The sequence below is a fragment of the Marivirga sp. genome (genome assembly GCF_035704835.1).
In the GTDB taxonomy this organism is placed as follows: Bacteria; Bacteroidota; Bacteroidia; order Cytophagales; family Cyclobacteriaceae; genus Marivirga.
In genome coordinates this window covers 125310-141278 of record NZ_DASSWQ010000074.1, presented here as the reverse complement: position 1 = coordinate 141278, position 15969 = coordinate 125310, and the positions used below count along the sequence as shown (strand labels likewise).

Below are 15969 nucleotides of genomic sequence, written 5' to 3'. Positions count from 1 at the left end.
AAAAACAAGTAGCCCCAGCGGATACTGAGGCTACACAAGATGAACTTCCATGCAAAGAATCGCCTGAAGTCCTCTTTTCGCTAGAACAAAGTTAGAAAAATTATATTTATTTACTTGCTTTTAAAGACAGTACCTCGATTATGGGCTGATTTAAAACTAAAATAGTCAGCTGGGGTTTTGAACAACTTGAACTGAAATTAATATTAAATTATCTGCTAAAGGAAATCTTGCAGATTTTAATCAAATAATATAGCATAAATGAAAATTAAGAAATCACACATCAAACTTCCGGCAGATTCATTTACTCCGGTAGCGCTTTATTTACGACTTAGGGATCAGTTTCCTCATACTTTTCTGATGGAAAGTTCCGATTATCATACCAGAAGAAATAGCTTTTCATACATTGGTGTACAATCGATAGCAGAAGTAAAAGCAACTGAAACTGCTTTTTACACCGAAATTGAAGGAGTCGAAGTAAGGGAGGAACTGAAGAGTAAATTAGACCTTCCAACGAAACTACAAGATTTTATTAATCAGTTCGAAGCAGATGACTTATTTCCTCAAGAAGATTTTGAAGAAAGTGGTTTCTTTGGAGCCACTGGATTTGATGGAGTTCAATATTTCGAAGATATCCACTTTGAAAAAGTGCAGGAAGATATTCCTTTCCTTCGCTATCATTTTTATCGATTTGTTTTAGTTTTTGATCACTTTAAAGATGAGTTGTACGTCTTTGAACATACGCTAGAAAAAAAGTACGATTTCGATATTGATGATTTAGTTCAGGTTATCTTAAATCGTTCTGTGCCTCAATTCCAATTCAAAAAAGTTGGTGAAGAGGAATCTAATATGACGGATGAAGAATTTCTAAAAATCATCAATAAAGGAATAGATCATGCCAAAATAGGCGATGTATTTCAAATGGTGCTATCCCGTGCATTTTCACAATCATTTAAAGGAGATGAATTCACCGTTTATCGTGCCCTGCGCTCTTTAAATCCTTCTCCTTATTTATTCTATTTCGATTATGGCGATTATAAATTATTTGGTTCCTCACCTGAAGCACAAGTGGGTGTAAAAGGAAAGAAAGCCTATGTTAATCCAATAGCTGGTACTTATCGCAGGACTGGAGATGACCAGGCCGATGCAAAATTGGCAGAGCAACTACTGAATGATGAAAAAGAAAATGCTGAGCACACCATGTTAGTGGATTTAGGCAGAAATGATTTATCTAAGCATGGAGAGAATGTAAAAGTGGAAGTTTACAAAGAAATTCAATTCTATTCTCACGTGATCCATTTGGTTAGTAAAGTGACGGCTGATGTTCCCGAAAAATCAGCCGTTAAATTATTGGCAGATACATTTCCTGCGGGAACCTTAAGTGGAGCTCCGAAATATAAAGCACTCGAATTAATTAATAAATATGAGCCAACAGGAAGAGGTTTATATGGAGGTGCGGTAGGCTTAATCGGTTTGAACGGAAACTTAAATCACGCCATCGTGATACGATCTTTTGTGAGTAAAGACAATAAATTGAATTATAGGGCAGGAGCAGGTATTGTGGCATTATCTAATCCTGATAGTGAATTGCAAGAAGTGCATAATAAATTGTTTGCCTTACGAAAAGCAATGGAAAAAGCAGAGAATTTATTTGACCAACACCAAAAATAAGTATAAGGCGATGAAAATATTATTACTAGATAATTACGATTCCTTTACTTACAATTTAGTGGAGGTAATTAGGCAATTAAATTTGAATGTAGAAGTGGAGATTATCAGAAATGATAAAATAACTGTAGAGGAGGCATCTAAATATGATAAAATTTTGCTTTCACCTGGGCCAAGCGTTCCTGAAAATGCTGGTATCATGTTAGATTTAATAAAAAGATACGCTCCAGAAAAGCCGATTTTAGGAATTTGTCTTGGTCATCAAGCAATAGGGCAGGTTTTTGGAGGGAAACTTTTGAACATACAGCATGTTATGCACGGAATTCAAAGTAGGGCAACTCTTGATACTCACTATTTATTTGAGGGCGTTGAAAAGGAGATCAATATAGGACGATATCATTCATGGGTGATTGATGAGGTGGACTTTCCCGCAGATTTGGAAATTTTAGCTCGCTCCGAAGATGGACAAATCATGGCTTTGCAACATAAAGATTATGATGTTTGTGGATTGCAGTTCCATCCTGAATCAGTCATGACACCCGAAGGTGCAAAGATTTTGAGGAATTGGATTGCCCCCCTAAGCCCCAAAGGGGGAAGTAGGAAGTAGGATGGTAACACTTAGGTCAGTACCGAAGGTCAGACCGTAGTGAGCAATAAAAGAAATAAATAGAAATAAGATTGAGATGTCTTTGGACTTTTTACTCTGTTCCTTGTACTATAAAGCAGTCTTGAATCTAGATTCTCGAATCTAAAAATCTAAAATATGAAAGAACTATTAAATAGATTATCACAATACAATACCTTGACAAAAGAAGAGGCGAAAGCTATTTTCTTAAGAATCGGCCAAGGTGAATTTAACAATTCTGAGCTGGCGGCTTTTATGACGCTGTTTATGATTCGTCCGGTTACGGTGGAGGAATTAAGCGGTTTCCGTGATGGTTTGATGGAGTTGCGAGTACCGATTGATTTATCAGCTTATGATGGTATGGATTTGTGCGGAACTGGTGGCGATGGTAAAAATACTTTTAACATAAGCACCCTATCAGCATTTGTGGTGGCGGCTTGCGGACAAAATGTGGTGAAGCATGGGAATTATGGTGTTTCTTCCAAATGTGGGAGTTCCAATTTGCTAGAGCATTTTGGTTATGAATTCACGAATGACCAGTCAGAACTGGAAAAGCAGTTGGACGAAAGTGGGATTTGCTTTTTGCATGCACCAAAATTTCATCCTGCTATGCGATTTGTGGGGCCAATTCGAAAAGAGTTGGGAGTCAAAACATTTTTCAATATGCTTGGTCCACTAGTAAATCCTGCTTTGCCGAAAAAACAATTGGCAGGAGTTTTTAGTCATGAATTAGCACGTATTTATTCCTATTTATTTCAGGAGTCGGATACTAAATACAGTGTAGTGTATGATTTGGAAGGTTATGATGAATGTTCTCTAACAGGAGAGACGAAAGTGTTTTCATCTAATGGAGAGCAGTTTTTAAAGCCTTTCGATTTTGGATTGGAAAAGATAAAAGCAGATGAAATATACGGAGGAGAGACTATTGAAGAAGCTGCTAAAATCTTTACTGATATTTTAAAGGGAGAAGGTACGAAATCCCAGAATTCAGTGGTTTATGCCAATAGTGCATTAGCACTTCAGGCAGCTGGAAAACATGGCAACTTATCAGACGCAACAGCAGCCGCCAAAGAAGCAGTGGAGTCAGGAAAAGCTTATGGGGTGTTTAAAAAGTTAATTAGAGACTAGATTCTAGATTCAAGACATTTACATTTAATTATCTCATTATTGATTTGACAATAAAAATCATAAAAAAAATTTAATCTAGGTTCTACGTTCTAGAATCTAAAATCTTTATAAAGAAATGAACATTTTACAACAAATAGCAGAATATAAAAAAGCAGAAGTAGCAGAGCGTCAAAAATTTTTCCCTGTAGAATTTCTGAAGCAAAAGTTATATTATAAATCAAAACCTGTGAGTTTGAAATCCTATGTAGTAGATGAAACTAAAACAGGAATCATAGCGGAGATTAAAAGAAAATCACCTTCAGAAGGAAAGATTAATGCTCATATATCAGTGGAAGAAGTTTCTATAGGATATATGCAAAGTGGATCAAGTGCTTTGTCTGTGTTAACTGATGAGCCTTCATTTGGCGGAAGCTTAAAAGATTTGGAAATTGCTAGAAAATTTAATTATTGCCCAATTCTTCGAAAAGATTTTATGTTAGACCCTTATCAGGTTTATGAAGCGAAAGCTCATGGAGCGGATGCTATTTTGCTCATTGCAGCTATGATTGATAAATCATTATGTCAAGAATTAGCTTCTTTGGCCCATGAGCTAGGGATGGAAGTTTTATTGGAAGTTCATAATCAAGAAGAATTGGATTCACATTTTGGCAATTATGCCGATTTAGTAGGAATCAATAGTAGAGATCTGAAAAGTTTTCATACAGATTTGGAAGTCGCGAAGAAGCTAGTAAATCAATTGCCAGCGGGTGTGCCTAAAATTGCTGAAAGTGGTTTAAAAACCCCTGAAGATGTGGTGAAAATGAAAAATGCAGGATTTAATGGATTTTTGATTGGCACCACCTTTATGAAAAGTAGTGAGCCTGGTAAAGCCTGCCAAAGGTTTTCTCATCAAGTAAAGACTTTAATTGCTAAGGAAAAAGGCAAACAGATGGTTTAAAAATTCAATTTAAAACCAAATTTTAGTTTCTATGAACAAGCAAGAATTAAAAATAAAGATTTGCGGAATGCGCAATAAGGAAAATATCCAAGAGATATTAGAATTTGAACCAGATTTCCTGGGCTTTATTTTCTATGAAAAATCCTCTCGCTATGTTTCTGAAGCTCAAATGAAGGAAATTATAAAATTAAATTTTGGAGAAACAGAAAGAGTCGGAGTTTTTGTGGATGAGACTGTTGAAAAAATCTTGAACTATGCTGATAAAGGTTTTTTTGATGTAGTACAGTTGCATGGCGAGGAAACTCCTGAAATGGTAACAGCCTTAAAAGAAGAAGGACTGGAAGTGATAAAAGTATTTTCAGTTGATAATGGTTTCGACAGTAAAATTTTGAATAAATACTCAGAAGCAGATTACTACCTATTCGATACCAAAGGAAAATTGCCAGGAGGAAACGGAGTTAAATTTAATTGGGATGTGTTAGAAAAAAGTAAAATTAAAAAGCCATTTTTCCTTAGCGGTGGTTTAGGAGTAGAAGATTTGCAAATAATGAGTGGTTTTAAGTCCAATAATCTTTATGCTTTGGATTTTAATAGTAAACTGGAGACAGAGCCGGGATTGAAGGATGTGGAGAAGGTACGGACAGTAATTATGAATTATGAATAGTAGGAAGGTGGAAGTGGGGTGATGGGTGTTGGACGAGCGATGCTTAGGTCAATACCGAAGGTCAGACCGGAAGGCTCTCTAAAAGTCAAGAGTTGGGAGTTAGAAGTGGAAAACTTGACATCTTGTACTCAAAACTTATAACATAAAACTTAATATTTAGATATAGTTGAAATAATTAGAAAACATAGTGGGGATTTATCTTTGTGCTTAATACTCACTACTCAATACTAAAGATATGGAAATCAAAATAGATGAAAACGGATATTACGGAGAGTTTGGAGGAGCTTATATTCCTGAGCTTTTGCATCCGAATATTGAAGAGCTGAAAAATAATTACCTGAAGATTTCGCAAGAGCCAGAATTTATAGAAGAGTTCAAAGCATTGTTAAAAGATTATGTGGGAAGACCAACGCCATTATATTTAGCAAAAAGGCTTTCTGAGAAACATGGTGCAAAAATTTATCTGAAAAGAGAGGATTTGAACCACACGGGCGCTCATAAAATCAATAATGCAATTGGACAGGCATTGCTTGCTAAGCGATTAGGCAAAAAGAAAATAATCGCGGAAACAGGTGCAGGTCAGCATGGAGTAGCAACAGCAACAGCCTGTGCATTGTTGGATTTACCTTGTAAGGTTTTTATGGGAGTGAAGGATATGGAAAGGCAAAAGCCCAATGTAGAGCGTATGCGAATTTTGGGTGCTGAAGTGATTCCAGCAACGTCTGGCTCTAAAACCTTAAAAGATGCAACTAATGAAGCCATGCGCTATTGGATTAACAATCCTGATGACACACATTATATTATTGGCTCTGTTGTAGGCCCACATCCTTTCCCTGATATGGTTACTCGTTTCCAATCAGTGATTAGCGAAGAAATGATGGCTCAATTGCAAGAGCAAGAAGGCACTAATGCACCAGATTATGTTGTGGCATGTGTAGGCGGAGGAAGCAATGCAGCTGGAGCATTTTACCATTATTTGAACAATGAAAAAGTGAAGTTGGTAGCTGTGGAAGCAGCTGGTCACGGTTTGGATAGTGGAGAAACAGCCGCGACAACCGCTAGGGGAAGCTCAGGGGTTTTGCACGGATTTAAAACTTTATTGATGCAATCTGAAGATGGTCAGGTTACAGAGCCTTATTCCATTTCAGCAGGATTGGATTACCCAGGAATTGGTCCTTTGCATGCACATTTGTACGCTAGTAAAAGAGGAATTTTCAAATACGTAACCGATAAAGAAGCGATGGATGCCGGAGTTGAATTGAGTAAGCTGGAAGGCATTATTCCTGCAGTGGAAACAGCTCATGCGTTAGCAGCTTTAGACCAGTTTAAATTTAAAAAAGATGATATAGTAGTAATTAATTTATCAGGAAGAGGTGATAAAGATTTGCAGACTTATATCAACTTTGGGAACTACTGACTAATTACTAAATAGTCAATTACGAATTATGAATTTTTTAATTACGAATTTGGGATTTTGAATGGAGACTTTTGTCTCGGTTCTAGATTCTAGACTCTAGGTTCTATTAATATGAAAAACAGAATTGAACATATATTCCAGCAAAAGGATAAAGAAAAGCTGACGATTTATTTTACAGCTGGCTACCCTAATTTGGAAGACACTAATACCATTTTAAAAGCCTTAGATAAAGCTGATGTGGATGTCATTGAAATTGGAATGCCTTATTCCGACCCCTTAGCCGATGGTCCTACCATCCAGCAAAGCAGTATGAAAGCTTTGTCGAATGGGATGAATTTAAACAAGCTTTTTGAGCAATTAGCCGATTTGCGTAAAATCACGGATAAGCCGGTTTTTATTATGGGCTATTGTAATAATGTATTGAAATACGGTACTGAAAAGTTTTGCCAGAAATGTGCTGAAGTAGGAGTGGACGGATTGATTTTACCTGATATGCCTATGCATGAATTCAAACTGCAGTTTAAGCCTTTATTTGAAAAGTATAATTTAAAAAATGTATTTTTAATCACTCCCAAAACTTCAGAAGAACGAATTAGAGAAGTTGATGCACAAGAAGGCGGCTTTATTTACATGGTGAGCAGTTCGAGTACTACGGGGGGAAGTTGGGGAGAAAGCCCAGAAAGACTCGAATATTTGAAACATATTCAGACTATGAATTTGAAAACACCTAGGATGGTAGGGTTTGGTATTAGCGATCATGAAGCCTTAAGTATGGTGAATGAATATGCGGATGGAGGAATAATCGGAAGCGCATTTATTAAAGCTTTGGATAAAGATAATCTGGAAAAGAGTATTGAGGGTTTTATTAGTAAGGTGAGAGGCCCCCTAGCCCACAAAGGGGGGAATTAGTGTAGTAGCGCTGGGTTAGCTTTCCCTATACTTTGTACTTAAAACTAGAAACATAAAACTTATTACATAAAACTACTAGAAAGTAAGAAAATAAATATAAAAGAATTCAAAAGCTAGAAGCACGAAATCAAGTCTTGATTCTAGCTTCTAGACTCTAAAAATCTAAAAAATGATACTACAATTAGAAAAAGACATAAACGATACTCAAAAAGAAGAACTCATTTCATCTTTAGGGAAATTCACTAAATCAGTGAGTGAAGTGCAAACCCAAAAAGGTTTTTACCTGGTGGCATTAGAAAAAGGAGATATTGACATCCGTGAAATCGGACATCTAGCAGGCGTAAGAGATGTGCATGTGGTTTCTGATAATTATCAATTGGTTTCAAAGAAATGGAAAGTAAATCCTGCTGAAATCAAATTGCGTGATGGCGATATTATTTCTCAGAATCATTTCAATGTGATGGCTGGCCCATGCAGCATAGAAAATGAAGAGCAGGTAGATGCCGTAATTGCACATCTGGTAGAAAATAATGTAAAAATCATGCGTGGAGGAGTTTACAAGCCAAGAAGTTCTCCGTATTCATTCCGTGGATTGGGAATGGAAGGCTTGAAAATGTGGCATGACAAAGCCAAAGCAGCTGGGATAAAAATCATTACTGAAGTAATGCAAGTTTCGCAAGTAGAGGAAATGTATGATTTCATTGATATCTATCAGGTAGGTGCAAGAAATACACAGAATTTCAATTTGTTGGACGAGCTAGGCAAAGTAGACAAGCCTGTGATGATTAAAAGGGGAGTAAGTGGCACCATTGAAGAGTTGCTTTATTCTGCTGAATATGTTTTTAGTGGAGGAAATGAAGATTTGATTTTATGTGAAAGAGGAATCAGAACCTTTGAAAATATGACGAGAAATACACTCGACATTAATGCGATTCCGGTTCTGAAAGATCGGTCTCATTTACCAGTTGTAGTGGATCCTTCTCACGGTATAGGAATTAGAAAATATGTAGAACCTGTAGCATTAGCGGGAGTTATGGCAGGAGCTGACGGAGTAATTTTTGAATTGCATCCTGACCCTGAAAAGGCGATGAGTGATGGTCAGCAATCGCTTTATTTTGAAGAAAGCACTGCTATGATTAATAAAATGAGAAAAGCGTATGCACTAAGGGGAGAATTGAATTAAGTTTTATTCATTCTATAATTGGAAAAGAGGCTGGCAAAAGGTGAAATATTTGCCAGCCTTTTTTATCCTTTCGGATGCTTAATTAACTGGAAATATTTTTCTTTTAAAATTTGAGGATCGTATCCCTTCATAAACATTCGGTAAATTTTAAGATTTGCCATATTTACTTTCCAATAACTGTTATCTTCATATTTTCTTGGGGAGACTAAAACCGATTTTGGAATAATCCCAAAGCGATATTTTTTCCACAGTCTTTTAATTAGTTCAAAATCTTCCATCACCACAAACTCTTCGTTAAAACCATTATTCAATTCAAATACTGATTTTTTAATGAATAAAGTTTGGTCACCACCCCTGCACCAAAGTACTTTAAAACGAGTAAAAAAGGAATTTACGGCCAAAAAAGGATCTTTTGAATCGAATTTAAATCGGTAGCAACCAAAATCGTAGCCTTTTTCGATGAATGCTAAAATGTCAGAAACAAAGCTTTGAGGAGGATTTGCATCTGCATGAACAAAATATAAAATATCTCCAGTGGCCATTTTTGCGGCCTGATTCATTTGATGTGCCCTGGAAGCTACTTTGGAAGTAATAAGTTTAACGCCCAATTTCTCGGCTATTTCCTGTGTGCCATCTTCACTGCTAGCATCACTTACAATTATTTCCGAAATGGATTTTTTTCCATTTTCTACTAAATAATGGACTAAATTACCGATATTTTCAGCTTCATTAAGTGTCGGAATAATGATAGTTATTTTATTATTATGGGTTTCTGGCATCTGAAATTTATAATAATGCGTAGTTAGATTGAAATAATTTACGAAATAACAATAATGAAAAGATTTAGCCCTATACTGATTGGTTTTTATTTGATTTTTATCGGTTTTAACAGTTTTGCTCAAAGCAAAATCAGGCAGGAACCTAATGAATTTGTGCGCCTAAGTATGAATTTAATATCGGCAGTAAAAAATGGAACCGATTACCAAAAATATGTAAATGAATATAAAGCTATTCCATTAGATGATTTAGCTAAATCTTTAAATACAGATAATAAGACGAAAGCCTTTTGGATTAATACTTATAATGCATTTGTTCAAATAATTTTGAAAGAAAACCCTTCCCTCTTTGAGGATAGAGGAGCTTTTTTTAAAGCCGATCAAATTAATGTGGGTGGTGAAAAATTAAGTTTTGATTTTATAGAACATGGTATTATACGTGGCTCGAAAGTCAAATTATCCATGGGTTTTATGAAAGATCCTTTTGCCAGCAAATTAGAAAAGCAATTTAGAGTGGAAGAAACTGATGGTAGAATTCACTTTTCTTTGAATTGTGGAGCCACCTCTTGCCCTGATGTAGCGGTTTATAGTTCTTATGAATTAGATAAAGAGCTTGATCAAATTACCAGACAGTTTTTACAAAAAACCACAAAATATGATAAAAGTGAAGATGAGGTGTATGTTACTACGCTTTTCAATTGGTTTAAAGGTGATTTTTCTGATAAAGGTGGGGTGATAGGGTTTTTAAGAAAATATGAAGTTATCCCAGAAAATGCTGATCCGAAAGTAAATTACAAAGATTACGATTGGACGTTGGACTTAGGTAATTTTGTTGAATTGCAATAGTTTTTATTGTAGAGAGTAAAATTTAATTGTTTACGGGATAAAAACCTCAATCATATTATTGGTTGAGGTTTTTTGTTTCGGTGTTAGGTTTTTAGTGGAAAACAGTAATAATTAAATTACTTCATTGATAATTATATAAAAGCTTCATCCATCTTAAAACATTTCTATCTTAACTTCTAGTTTAATTTAATTTTTATAATTTTCGATTTGTAGAAATTATGCTTAGCAAGATATATTGAAGAACTCACTGTATCTAGAGGCAAACTTTGTCAATCTTTTGCAACAACTTTATGGACAGAATACTTAGAGAAACAGTTGAAAATTATTTGACACAGAAGCAGTTAGGTTTTGCAGGTAATCAACTAGCAAATAAACTGAGAAATGAATATCATAATCTAATAGCTCAAGTTTTACCTGACCAAACACGTTATAAAGTTACTGGTTCACCAGGAAAAGGCAACTGGACAGATAATCCATGGATTGCCATTCTAGATACTTTAATTACAGAAACACCTCAGTCTGGCTATTATCCTGTTTTTCTATTCAAATCGGATATGTCTGGAGTGTATTTATCTTTAAATCAGGGCGTCACTGAAGTTAGAGAATATTATAAAAGAGACGAGAGAAACGTTCTAAGGCTACGAGCTGAAGATTTTAGAGCCAAAATAGACATATCGTATAACGACTTGTTGGAAATTGACCTTAGAAAAACTGTGTATAACTGCCATTTGCAATCATTTGCTTTAAAACCGCCACCTTTGGATAGCCTAAAATCGTTTTATAAAGTCTAAAAATCTCCTAAAAAGCCTCATTAAAAGCAATATAGAACCCATTGCTTTCTTTTCCAACGGCATAATCTAATCTAACGTTAATGTGTTTTTTGGTGTCAAAAGTGAATCTTAATCCCGCGCCACCAGCATAATTCCATCTGCTCATGCCATAATCTCCCCAAGTTTCAGCGGTTTGACCAAGCGAGGCAAAAGCGTTAATACCAATTCGCCAGAAAAGTTCTTGTCTTACTTCAAATTGCCCTAAGAGTAAATTATTATCCTGAAAATACCCCTGAAAATATCCTCTCATTTTTTTGTTGCCGCCAAGCTGAGCAAGTCTATTAAAAGGAACATCACCAAAATTGGACCACGAGTAAGCATTGGCTGCCAAAACGGTTTTATCTGCTGGAGAGTAATAATAGGCGTAGTCAAATGAAAGAGCTGTATAATTATGGGTGCTTCCTGTATACTGATGATTAACTTCAATAAAACTTTCCAAATAATGTCCTTCCCTAGGATAATAAATTGCATCTCGCGTGTCATAAATCATTGCGGGCCCGATTCCGCTGGTTCTGTTATAAGTTCCACCAGAAAAATCCTCTTGCTGAAATTCTCCAGAATCATCCCAACTGATAATATCATAATTTTCAAACCAGTAGCGCCCGCCTACATATAAACTGGGTGCAGCTTCTTTTAGCAAAAATACGCGCACTCGCGGGAAACTGGCTCTGTAGGTTGAAAAAACATCTTGTTGGCTGCTATTCCCTATTCCGTAAAAAGGATAAGCATAATTGTAATAACCGAATTCACCTAAAGTTCTCCATTTATTCTGATTCCAAAAGATTTGAAAAGGTAAAAATATTAAAGTTTGCTGCTTGGTGGTGTAGCCTGCTGCCAGCTGTATTTGACTAGGGCTAATTGGCTTTTTGCGTTCTGTAAAGAAATTGTAAAGAATACTGGCACCATAAAATAAACCAGCTTCTGGAGTGTAGTAAACTACGGGTAGAGGGAAAAGAGTGTTTTTATCAGTTTCATAAATCGCAGTGTCTAAATCAGCTATTTTCTTATCTTTAATATCCTGAGAAAATGCAATTTTTGGAGCAATTATGGAGAGGAATAGTAGTACGAAAAATGAAGATATTAAGTTTTTAGTGGATTGTTCCATGAATATTGAAATAGATAAAATTATATTTTTGTATTCATTTAATTAATAGATTATTTTCAATTCTTTTTAAAATTGATTTAGTATCAGTTCGAAATATAATGAGAAATTACTGAAGGAAGGTAAAGAGCTTTTATTCATTAATTTTTTGACTTTGATGAAAAACATTTTTCTTTTAATCATAACGCTTGTATTCTGCAATTCTATTTCGGCTCAGAAATCAGAAGTAGATAGCTTATTATACATTACTGAAAACGCAAACGATAGCCTCCGGATTGAAGCGCTCTTTAATTTGGCCTTAGCTTATCGGACTTTAGAGCCTGATTTGGCTTTGAAATATTGCAATCAGGCTCTTAGGATAGCTGAAAGAAATGAGAATTATTCAGCAAAAGCAGAGGCCTTACATATTTTAGGTGCGATTTATACTGTTCTGGGAGATTACGAAAAGGCAGCTTCCAATTTACTGGAGTCGATCAGGAATTATGAGTTGCTGGGTGACTCAAAAGGGTTAGCGAATTCCTCTAACAGTCTAGGTATCCTGTACTTCAATCAGGAAGATTATGAAAATGCCCAAAAGTATTATTCTAAAGCACTTGAAGTAACTGACTCCGCCAAGTATGCTATGAGCTTTGCTGTATATAAACTTAATATTGGTGAAGTTTATCAGGCATGGGGGCAAAATGAAAAAGCATTGGCGTTGGAAATTGAATCCTACGAAATATTTAAACAATTAGGAGATATTAATGGAATGGCCTACGCATTGGGTATTCAGGGTAAAATTAATCATCAATTAGGTGAACTGGAAAAGGCCATTGACCTCACCAAGAAAGCATTGGAATATTTGCTAGAAGATCAAGACTATTTTGGGGCTGTGGAATATTTGAACTTTCTCTCGGAATTATATCTGGCCACTAATAACCTACAATTAGCTGAAAAAAATATTCGAATTGCAATAAATATAGCAAATCAGCTTAGTTCATTAAGGTGGCAGGTGAATTCTTTTGAAAATTTATCGAAGGTGCTTTATCAAAAAGGTGACTTTAAGTTAGCCTATCAATATAAAGATTCTGCATTCATTTATGAGGATAAATTAATGGATGAAGAAAAACAAAAACAGATTACAAATCTTAGAATAATTTATGAATCGGCAAAAAAAGAGCAGGAGAATGAAATTTTGAGAATTGACCAAGAATTAAAGAAAAAACAGATTTCCCAACAACGTATCATTAATGTGGCCATTGGTAGTAGTTTACTAATTTTAGTTGTTTTTGTAATCATAACGGTTAGAGCCAAAAATCAGAAGCAGAGAGCTAATAATCAACTTAAGCTGCAGAACGAAGAAATTCGCCAACAGCGAGAGGAAATAGAAACTCAGGCTGAAAAACTAAAATCAATTAATACAGATGTCAATCGAAAAAATCAAACGATTGTTCAAAAGAATAAAAATATAACGGATAGTATAAATTATGCTAAAAGGATTCAAAATGCTTTGCTCCCTTTCCCACAAAGAATTGAAAGGGAACTAGAAGACTTTTTTATCTATTATAATCCAAAAGATATAGTAAGTGGTGATTTTTATTGGTTTAGTGAATCTGATGAAATAGTGGTAACCGCTGTAGCTGACTGCACCGGACATGGAATTCCTGGAGCTTTTATGAGTTTTATTGGGCATGATATGCTTAATCATTTAGTAAATTTTAAAGGAGTCACTAAACCAGCTGAAATCTTAAAGCAATTAAAGTTAAATGTAATTCACATTCTCCGCCAAGAACAAAGTGATAACCGGGATGGAATGGATATATCGATTTGTGTTTGGAATAAAAAAACCAATAAAATTCAATTTTCTGGAGCTAATCATTCTTTAATCTATATTCAAAATAAGCAGTTATATCACATAAAGGGTAATAAAACCACCATTGGTCTAGATGAAGGTAAAAACGTCAAAGATTTTGATACCCATGAGATAAACTTGGTTGGAGATACATGTTTTTACTTATTCACTGACGGTTATGTAGATCAGTTTGGAGGTGAAGAGGATAAGAAATTCATGATTAAAAACCTTAAAGAATTACTTTCAACTATCCATATAAAAAAAATGGAAACACAAGGAATCATTATTAGAGAAACCATTGAAGAATGGATGGATGATAAGGAGCAAATTGATGATATATTGGTATGGGGATTTAGAGTTTTTAGCTAATCATTTCATCTCAAGGAGTCATTTATGATAAATAAATCCTAAAATTGTTAAGTTTTGGAAAAAAATGCATAATTAATCCATTGTTAATCAGATCATTAAAATCAATATTACTTTTTTCTATGCTTAACTGATTCATCCTATTATTTTTGCATCATGACAGAGCAAATTATCATTTTAGATTTTGGGTCTCAATACACCCAACTCATTGCCAGAAGAGTTCGAGAACTCAATGTTTACTGTGAAATTCATCCTTTTTATGATGCTCCGGAACTCACTCCTGATGTGAAGGGAGTTATCCTTTCAGGAAGTCCATGTTCAGTGAGAGATGAGGATTCACCTAAAATTGATTTAGCAAAATATAGAGGTAAAATTCCTTTATTGGGAGTATGCTATGGAGCTCAATATCTGGCCCAAAATAATGGGGGTGAAGTATTGCCCTCTCAAATAAGAGAGTACGGTCGTGCTAAATTAACGAGTTTTGATCAGGATAATGATTTGCTCCAAAATCTTACGAAAGGCTCACAGGTTTGGATGTCGCACGGAGATACCATCAAAACCTTGCCTAAAGGATTTCGAATTATCGCTAGCACACCATCTGTTGAAGTTGCTGCTTTTGAATTAGAAAACGAACCAACTTACGGGATTCAATTCCATCCTGAGGTAACACATACGCTTGAAGGAAAGCAATTATTAGAAAACTTCTTAGTGAAAATTTGTGGGTGCGCACAAGATTGGACTTCAGAAATTTTTGCTGACATTACGATAGCAGAATTAAAAGAGCAACTTGGAGATGATAAAGTAGTTTTAGGATTGTCTGGTGGAGTTGATTCTTCTGTTGCAGCTATGCTTATTCATCATGCTATTGGGAAAAATCTTTATTGTATTTTTGTAGATAATGGTTTGCTGAGAAAAAATGAATTTGAAGAGGTTCTAGAATCCTATAAGCATATGGGGCTTAACGTGAAGGGAGTAGATGCCAAAGAACAATTTTATAAAGCTTTAGCAGGTCTTTCTGATCCTGAGGAAAAGAGAAAAGCAATTGGAAGAACATTTATAGAAGTATTTGATCAGGAAGCAAAAGCTATTAAAGATGTTAAATGGCTCGCACAAGGAACAATTTATCCAGATATCATAGAATCTGTTTCCGTAAAAGGACCTTCTGCTACTATTAAGTCTCACCATAATGTGGGTGGATTACCTGAAAAAATGAATTTAAAAGTGGTTGAGCCATTGAAAACACTTTTTAAAGATGGTGTTCGTTCAGTTGGAAGAGCTTTAGAAATAGATCAAAAAATATTGGGTAGACATCCGTTTCCAGGTCCGGGTTTAGCTATTCGGATTTTGGGAGATGTTACCCCAGAAAAAGTCCATATTATCCAAGAAGTAGATGCTATATTTATTGGCTTGATGAAAGAAAGAGGTCTTTATGACCAAGTTTGGCAAGCTGGTTCCATCCTTCTACCAATTCAATCTGTTGGGGTTATGGGTGATGAACGAACCTATGAAAGAGTAGTAGCGCTAAGGGCTGTTGCGAGTGTAGATGGTATGACAGCGGATTGGGTGCATTTGCCTTATGAGTTTTTAAGTGATGTCTCCAATGAGATCATTAATAAAGTAAAAGGAGTAAATAGAGTGGTATATGATATAAGCTCTAAACCGCCTGCTACGATTGAATGGGAATAATTGG

Annotated in this window: 14 protein-coding genes; 12 read left to right on the top strand and 2 right to left on the bottom strand. The window is 35.3% G+C overall.

Annotated features, from left to right (window positions below; all coding sequences use genetic code 11):
• Positions 1-258 precede the first annotated feature (258 nt).
• The 8 genes from VFM92_RS13125 (at position 259) to aroF (ending at position 8528) form a co-directional block, all read left to right on the top strand.
• On the top strand, positions 259-1668 hold the full coding sequence (locus VFM92_RS13125; RefSeq protein WP_325122679.1) for an anthranilate synthase component I family protein: 1410 nt from the start codon (positions 259-261) through the stop codon (positions 1666-1668).
• 10 nt (positions 1669-1678) lie between these two features.
• The gene (locus tag VFM92_RS13120; RefSeq protein ID WP_325122678.1) at positions 1679-2272 is read left to right on the top strand and encodes an aminodeoxychorismate/anthranilate synthase component II; all 594 of its coding nucleotides are present in this window, start codon (positions 1679-1681) and stop codon (positions 2270-2272) included.
• A 156-nt stretch (positions 2273-2428) separates the two neighbouring features.
• On the top strand, positions 2429-3418 hold the full coding sequence (gene trpD, locus VFM92_RS13115; protein WP_325122677.1) for an anthranilate phosphoribosyltransferase: 990 nt from the start codon (positions 2429-2431) through the stop codon (positions 3416-3418).
• 115 nt (positions 3419-3533) lie between these two features.
• On the top strand, positions 3534-4355 hold the full coding sequence (gene trpC, locus VFM92_RS13110; RefSeq protein WP_325122676.1) for an indole-3-glycerol phosphate synthase TrpC: 822 nt from the start codon (positions 3534-3536) through the stop codon (positions 4353-4355).
• Between the two features lie 31 nt (positions 4356-4386).
• A complete protein-coding gene (locus tag VFM92_RS13105) occupies positions 4387-5019 on the top strand; it encodes a phosphoribosylanthranilate isomerase (protein ID WP_325122675.1) in 633 nt (210 codons plus the stop codon).
• A 235-nt stretch (positions 5020-5254) separates the two neighbouring features.
• A complete protein-coding gene (trpB, locus tag VFM92_RS13100) occupies positions 5255-6436 on the top strand; it encodes a tryptophan synthase subunit beta (RefSeq protein ID WP_325122674.1) in 1182 nt (393 codons plus the stop codon).
• A 111-nt stretch (positions 6437-6547) separates the two neighbouring features.
• Positions 6548-7345 (top strand): tryptophan synthase subunit alpha, encoded by a 798-nt coding sequence (gene trpA, locus VFM92_RS13095; protein ID WP_325122673.1) that lies wholly within the window; start codon positions 6548-6550, stop codon positions 7343-7345.
• Between the two features lie 169 nt (positions 7346-7514).
• Positions 7515-8528, top strand: coding sequence for a 3-deoxy-7-phosphoheptulonate synthase (gene aroF, locus VFM92_RS13090; RefSeq protein ID WP_325122672.1), 1014 nt, complete (start codon positions 7515-7517; stop codon positions 8526-8528).
• 62 nt (positions 8529-8590) lie between these two features.
• Here aroF and VFM92_RS13085 read toward each other — a convergent pair whose 3' ends face one another.
• Positions 8591-9307 (bottom strand): TIGR04283 family arsenosugar biosynthesis glycosyltransferase, encoded by a 717-nt coding sequence (locus VFM92_RS13085; RefSeq protein WP_325122671.1) that lies wholly within the window; start codon positions 9305-9307, stop codon positions 8591-8593.
• A gap of 54 nt (positions 9308-9361) precedes the next feature.
• On the opposite strand from VFM92_RS13085, the gene VFM92_RS13080 reads away from it, so the two are divergent.
• Positions 9362-10150 (top strand): DUF547 domain-containing protein, encoded by a 789-nt coding sequence (locus VFM92_RS13080; protein WP_325122670.1) that lies wholly within the window; start codon positions 9362-9364, stop codon positions 10148-10150.
• A 290-nt stretch (positions 10151-10440) separates the two neighbouring features.
• Positions 10441-10941 carry an MrcB family domain-containing protein gene (locus VFM92_RS13075; protein WP_325122669.1) on the top strand — a complete coding sequence of 167 codons (501 nt, stop codon included), beginning with the start codon at positions 10441-10443 and terminating at the stop codon, positions 10939-10941.
• A gap of 7 nt (positions 10942-10948) precedes the next feature.
• On the opposite strand, the gene VFM92_RS13070 is transcribed toward VFM92_RS13075, so the two are convergent.
• Complete coding sequence (locus VFM92_RS13070; protein ID WP_325122668.1) at positions 10949-12085, bottom strand: BamA/TamA family outer membrane protein; 1137 nt, start codon at positions 12083-12085, stop codon at positions 10949-10951.
• Positions 12086-12239: 154 nt separating this feature from the next.
• Here VFM92_RS13070 and VFM92_RS13065 point away from each other — a divergent pair, with 154 nt between their 5' ends.
• Together VFM92_RS13065 and guaA are read left to right on the top strand one after the other, a co-directional pair.
• Positions 12240-14282 carry a tetratricopeptide repeat protein gene (locus VFM92_RS13065; RefSeq protein ID WP_325122667.1) on the top strand — a complete coding sequence of 681 codons (2043 nt, stop codon included), beginning with the start codon at positions 12240-12242 and terminating at the stop codon, positions 14280-14282.
• Between the two features lie 153 nt (positions 14283-14435).
• Positions 14436-15965 carry a glutamine-hydrolyzing GMP synthase gene (gene guaA, locus VFM92_RS13060; RefSeq protein ID WP_325122666.1) on the top strand — a complete coding sequence of 510 codons (1530 nt, stop codon included), beginning with the start codon at positions 14436-14438 and terminating at the stop codon, positions 15963-15965.
• The last annotated feature ends 4 nt before the right edge of the window (positions 15966-15969 follow it).

What these genes read in the sequence shown, in the direction of transcription:
- VFM92_RS13125 (WP_325122679.1), top strand. Translation starts at nt 259, where the DNA reads ATGAAAATTAAGAAATCACACATCAAACTTCCGGCAGATTCATTTACT.
- VFM92_RS13120 (WP_325122678.1), top strand. Translation starts at nt 1,679, where the DNA reads ATGAAAATATTATTACTAGATAATTACGATTCCTTTACTTACAATTTA.
- trpD (WP_325122677.1), top strand. Translation starts at nt 2,429, where the DNA reads ATGAAAGAACTATTAAATAGATTATCACAATACAATACCTTGACAAAA.
- trpC (WP_325122676.1), top strand. Translation starts at nt 3,534, where the DNA reads ATGAACATTTTACAACAAATAGCAGAATATAAAAAAGCAGAAGTAGCA.
- VFM92_RS13105 (WP_325122675.1), top strand. Translation starts at nt 4,387, where the DNA reads ATGAACAAGCAAGAATTAAAAATAAAGATTTGCGGAATGCGCAATAAG.
- trpB (WP_325122674.1), top strand. Translation starts at nt 5,255, where the DNA reads ATGGAAATCAAAATAGATGAAAACGGATATTACGGAGAGTTTGGAGGA.
- trpA (WP_325122673.1), top strand. Translation starts at nt 6,548, where the DNA reads ATGAAAAACAGAATTGAACATATATTCCAGCAAAAGGATAAAGAAAAG.
- aroF (WP_325122672.1), top strand. Translation starts at nt 7,515, where the DNA reads ATGATACTACAATTAGAAAAAGACATAAACGATACTCAAAAAGAAGAA.
- VFM92_RS13085 (WP_325122671.1), bottom strand. Translation starts at nt 9,307, where the DNA reads ATGCCAGAAACCCATAATAATAAAATAACTATCATTATTCCGACACTT.
- VFM92_RS13080 (WP_325122670.1), top strand. Translation starts at nt 9,362, where the DNA reads ATGAAAAGATTTAGCCCTATACTGATTGGTTTTTATTTGATTTTTATC.
- VFM92_RS13075 (WP_325122669.1), top strand. Translation starts at nt 10,441, where the DNA reads ATGGACAGAATACTTAGAGAAACAGTTGAAAATTATTTGACACAGAAG.
- VFM92_RS13070 (WP_325122668.1), bottom strand. Translation starts at nt 12,085, where the DNA reads ATGGAACAATCCACTAAAAACTTAATATCTTCATTTTTCGTACTACTA.
- VFM92_RS13065 (WP_325122667.1), top strand. Translation starts at nt 12,240, where the DNA reads ATGAAAAACATTTTTCTTTTAATCATAACGCTTGTATTCTGCAATTCT.
- guaA (WP_325122666.1), top strand. Translation starts at nt 14,436, where the DNA reads ATGACAGAGCAAATTATCATTTTAGATTTTGGGTCTCAATACACCCAA.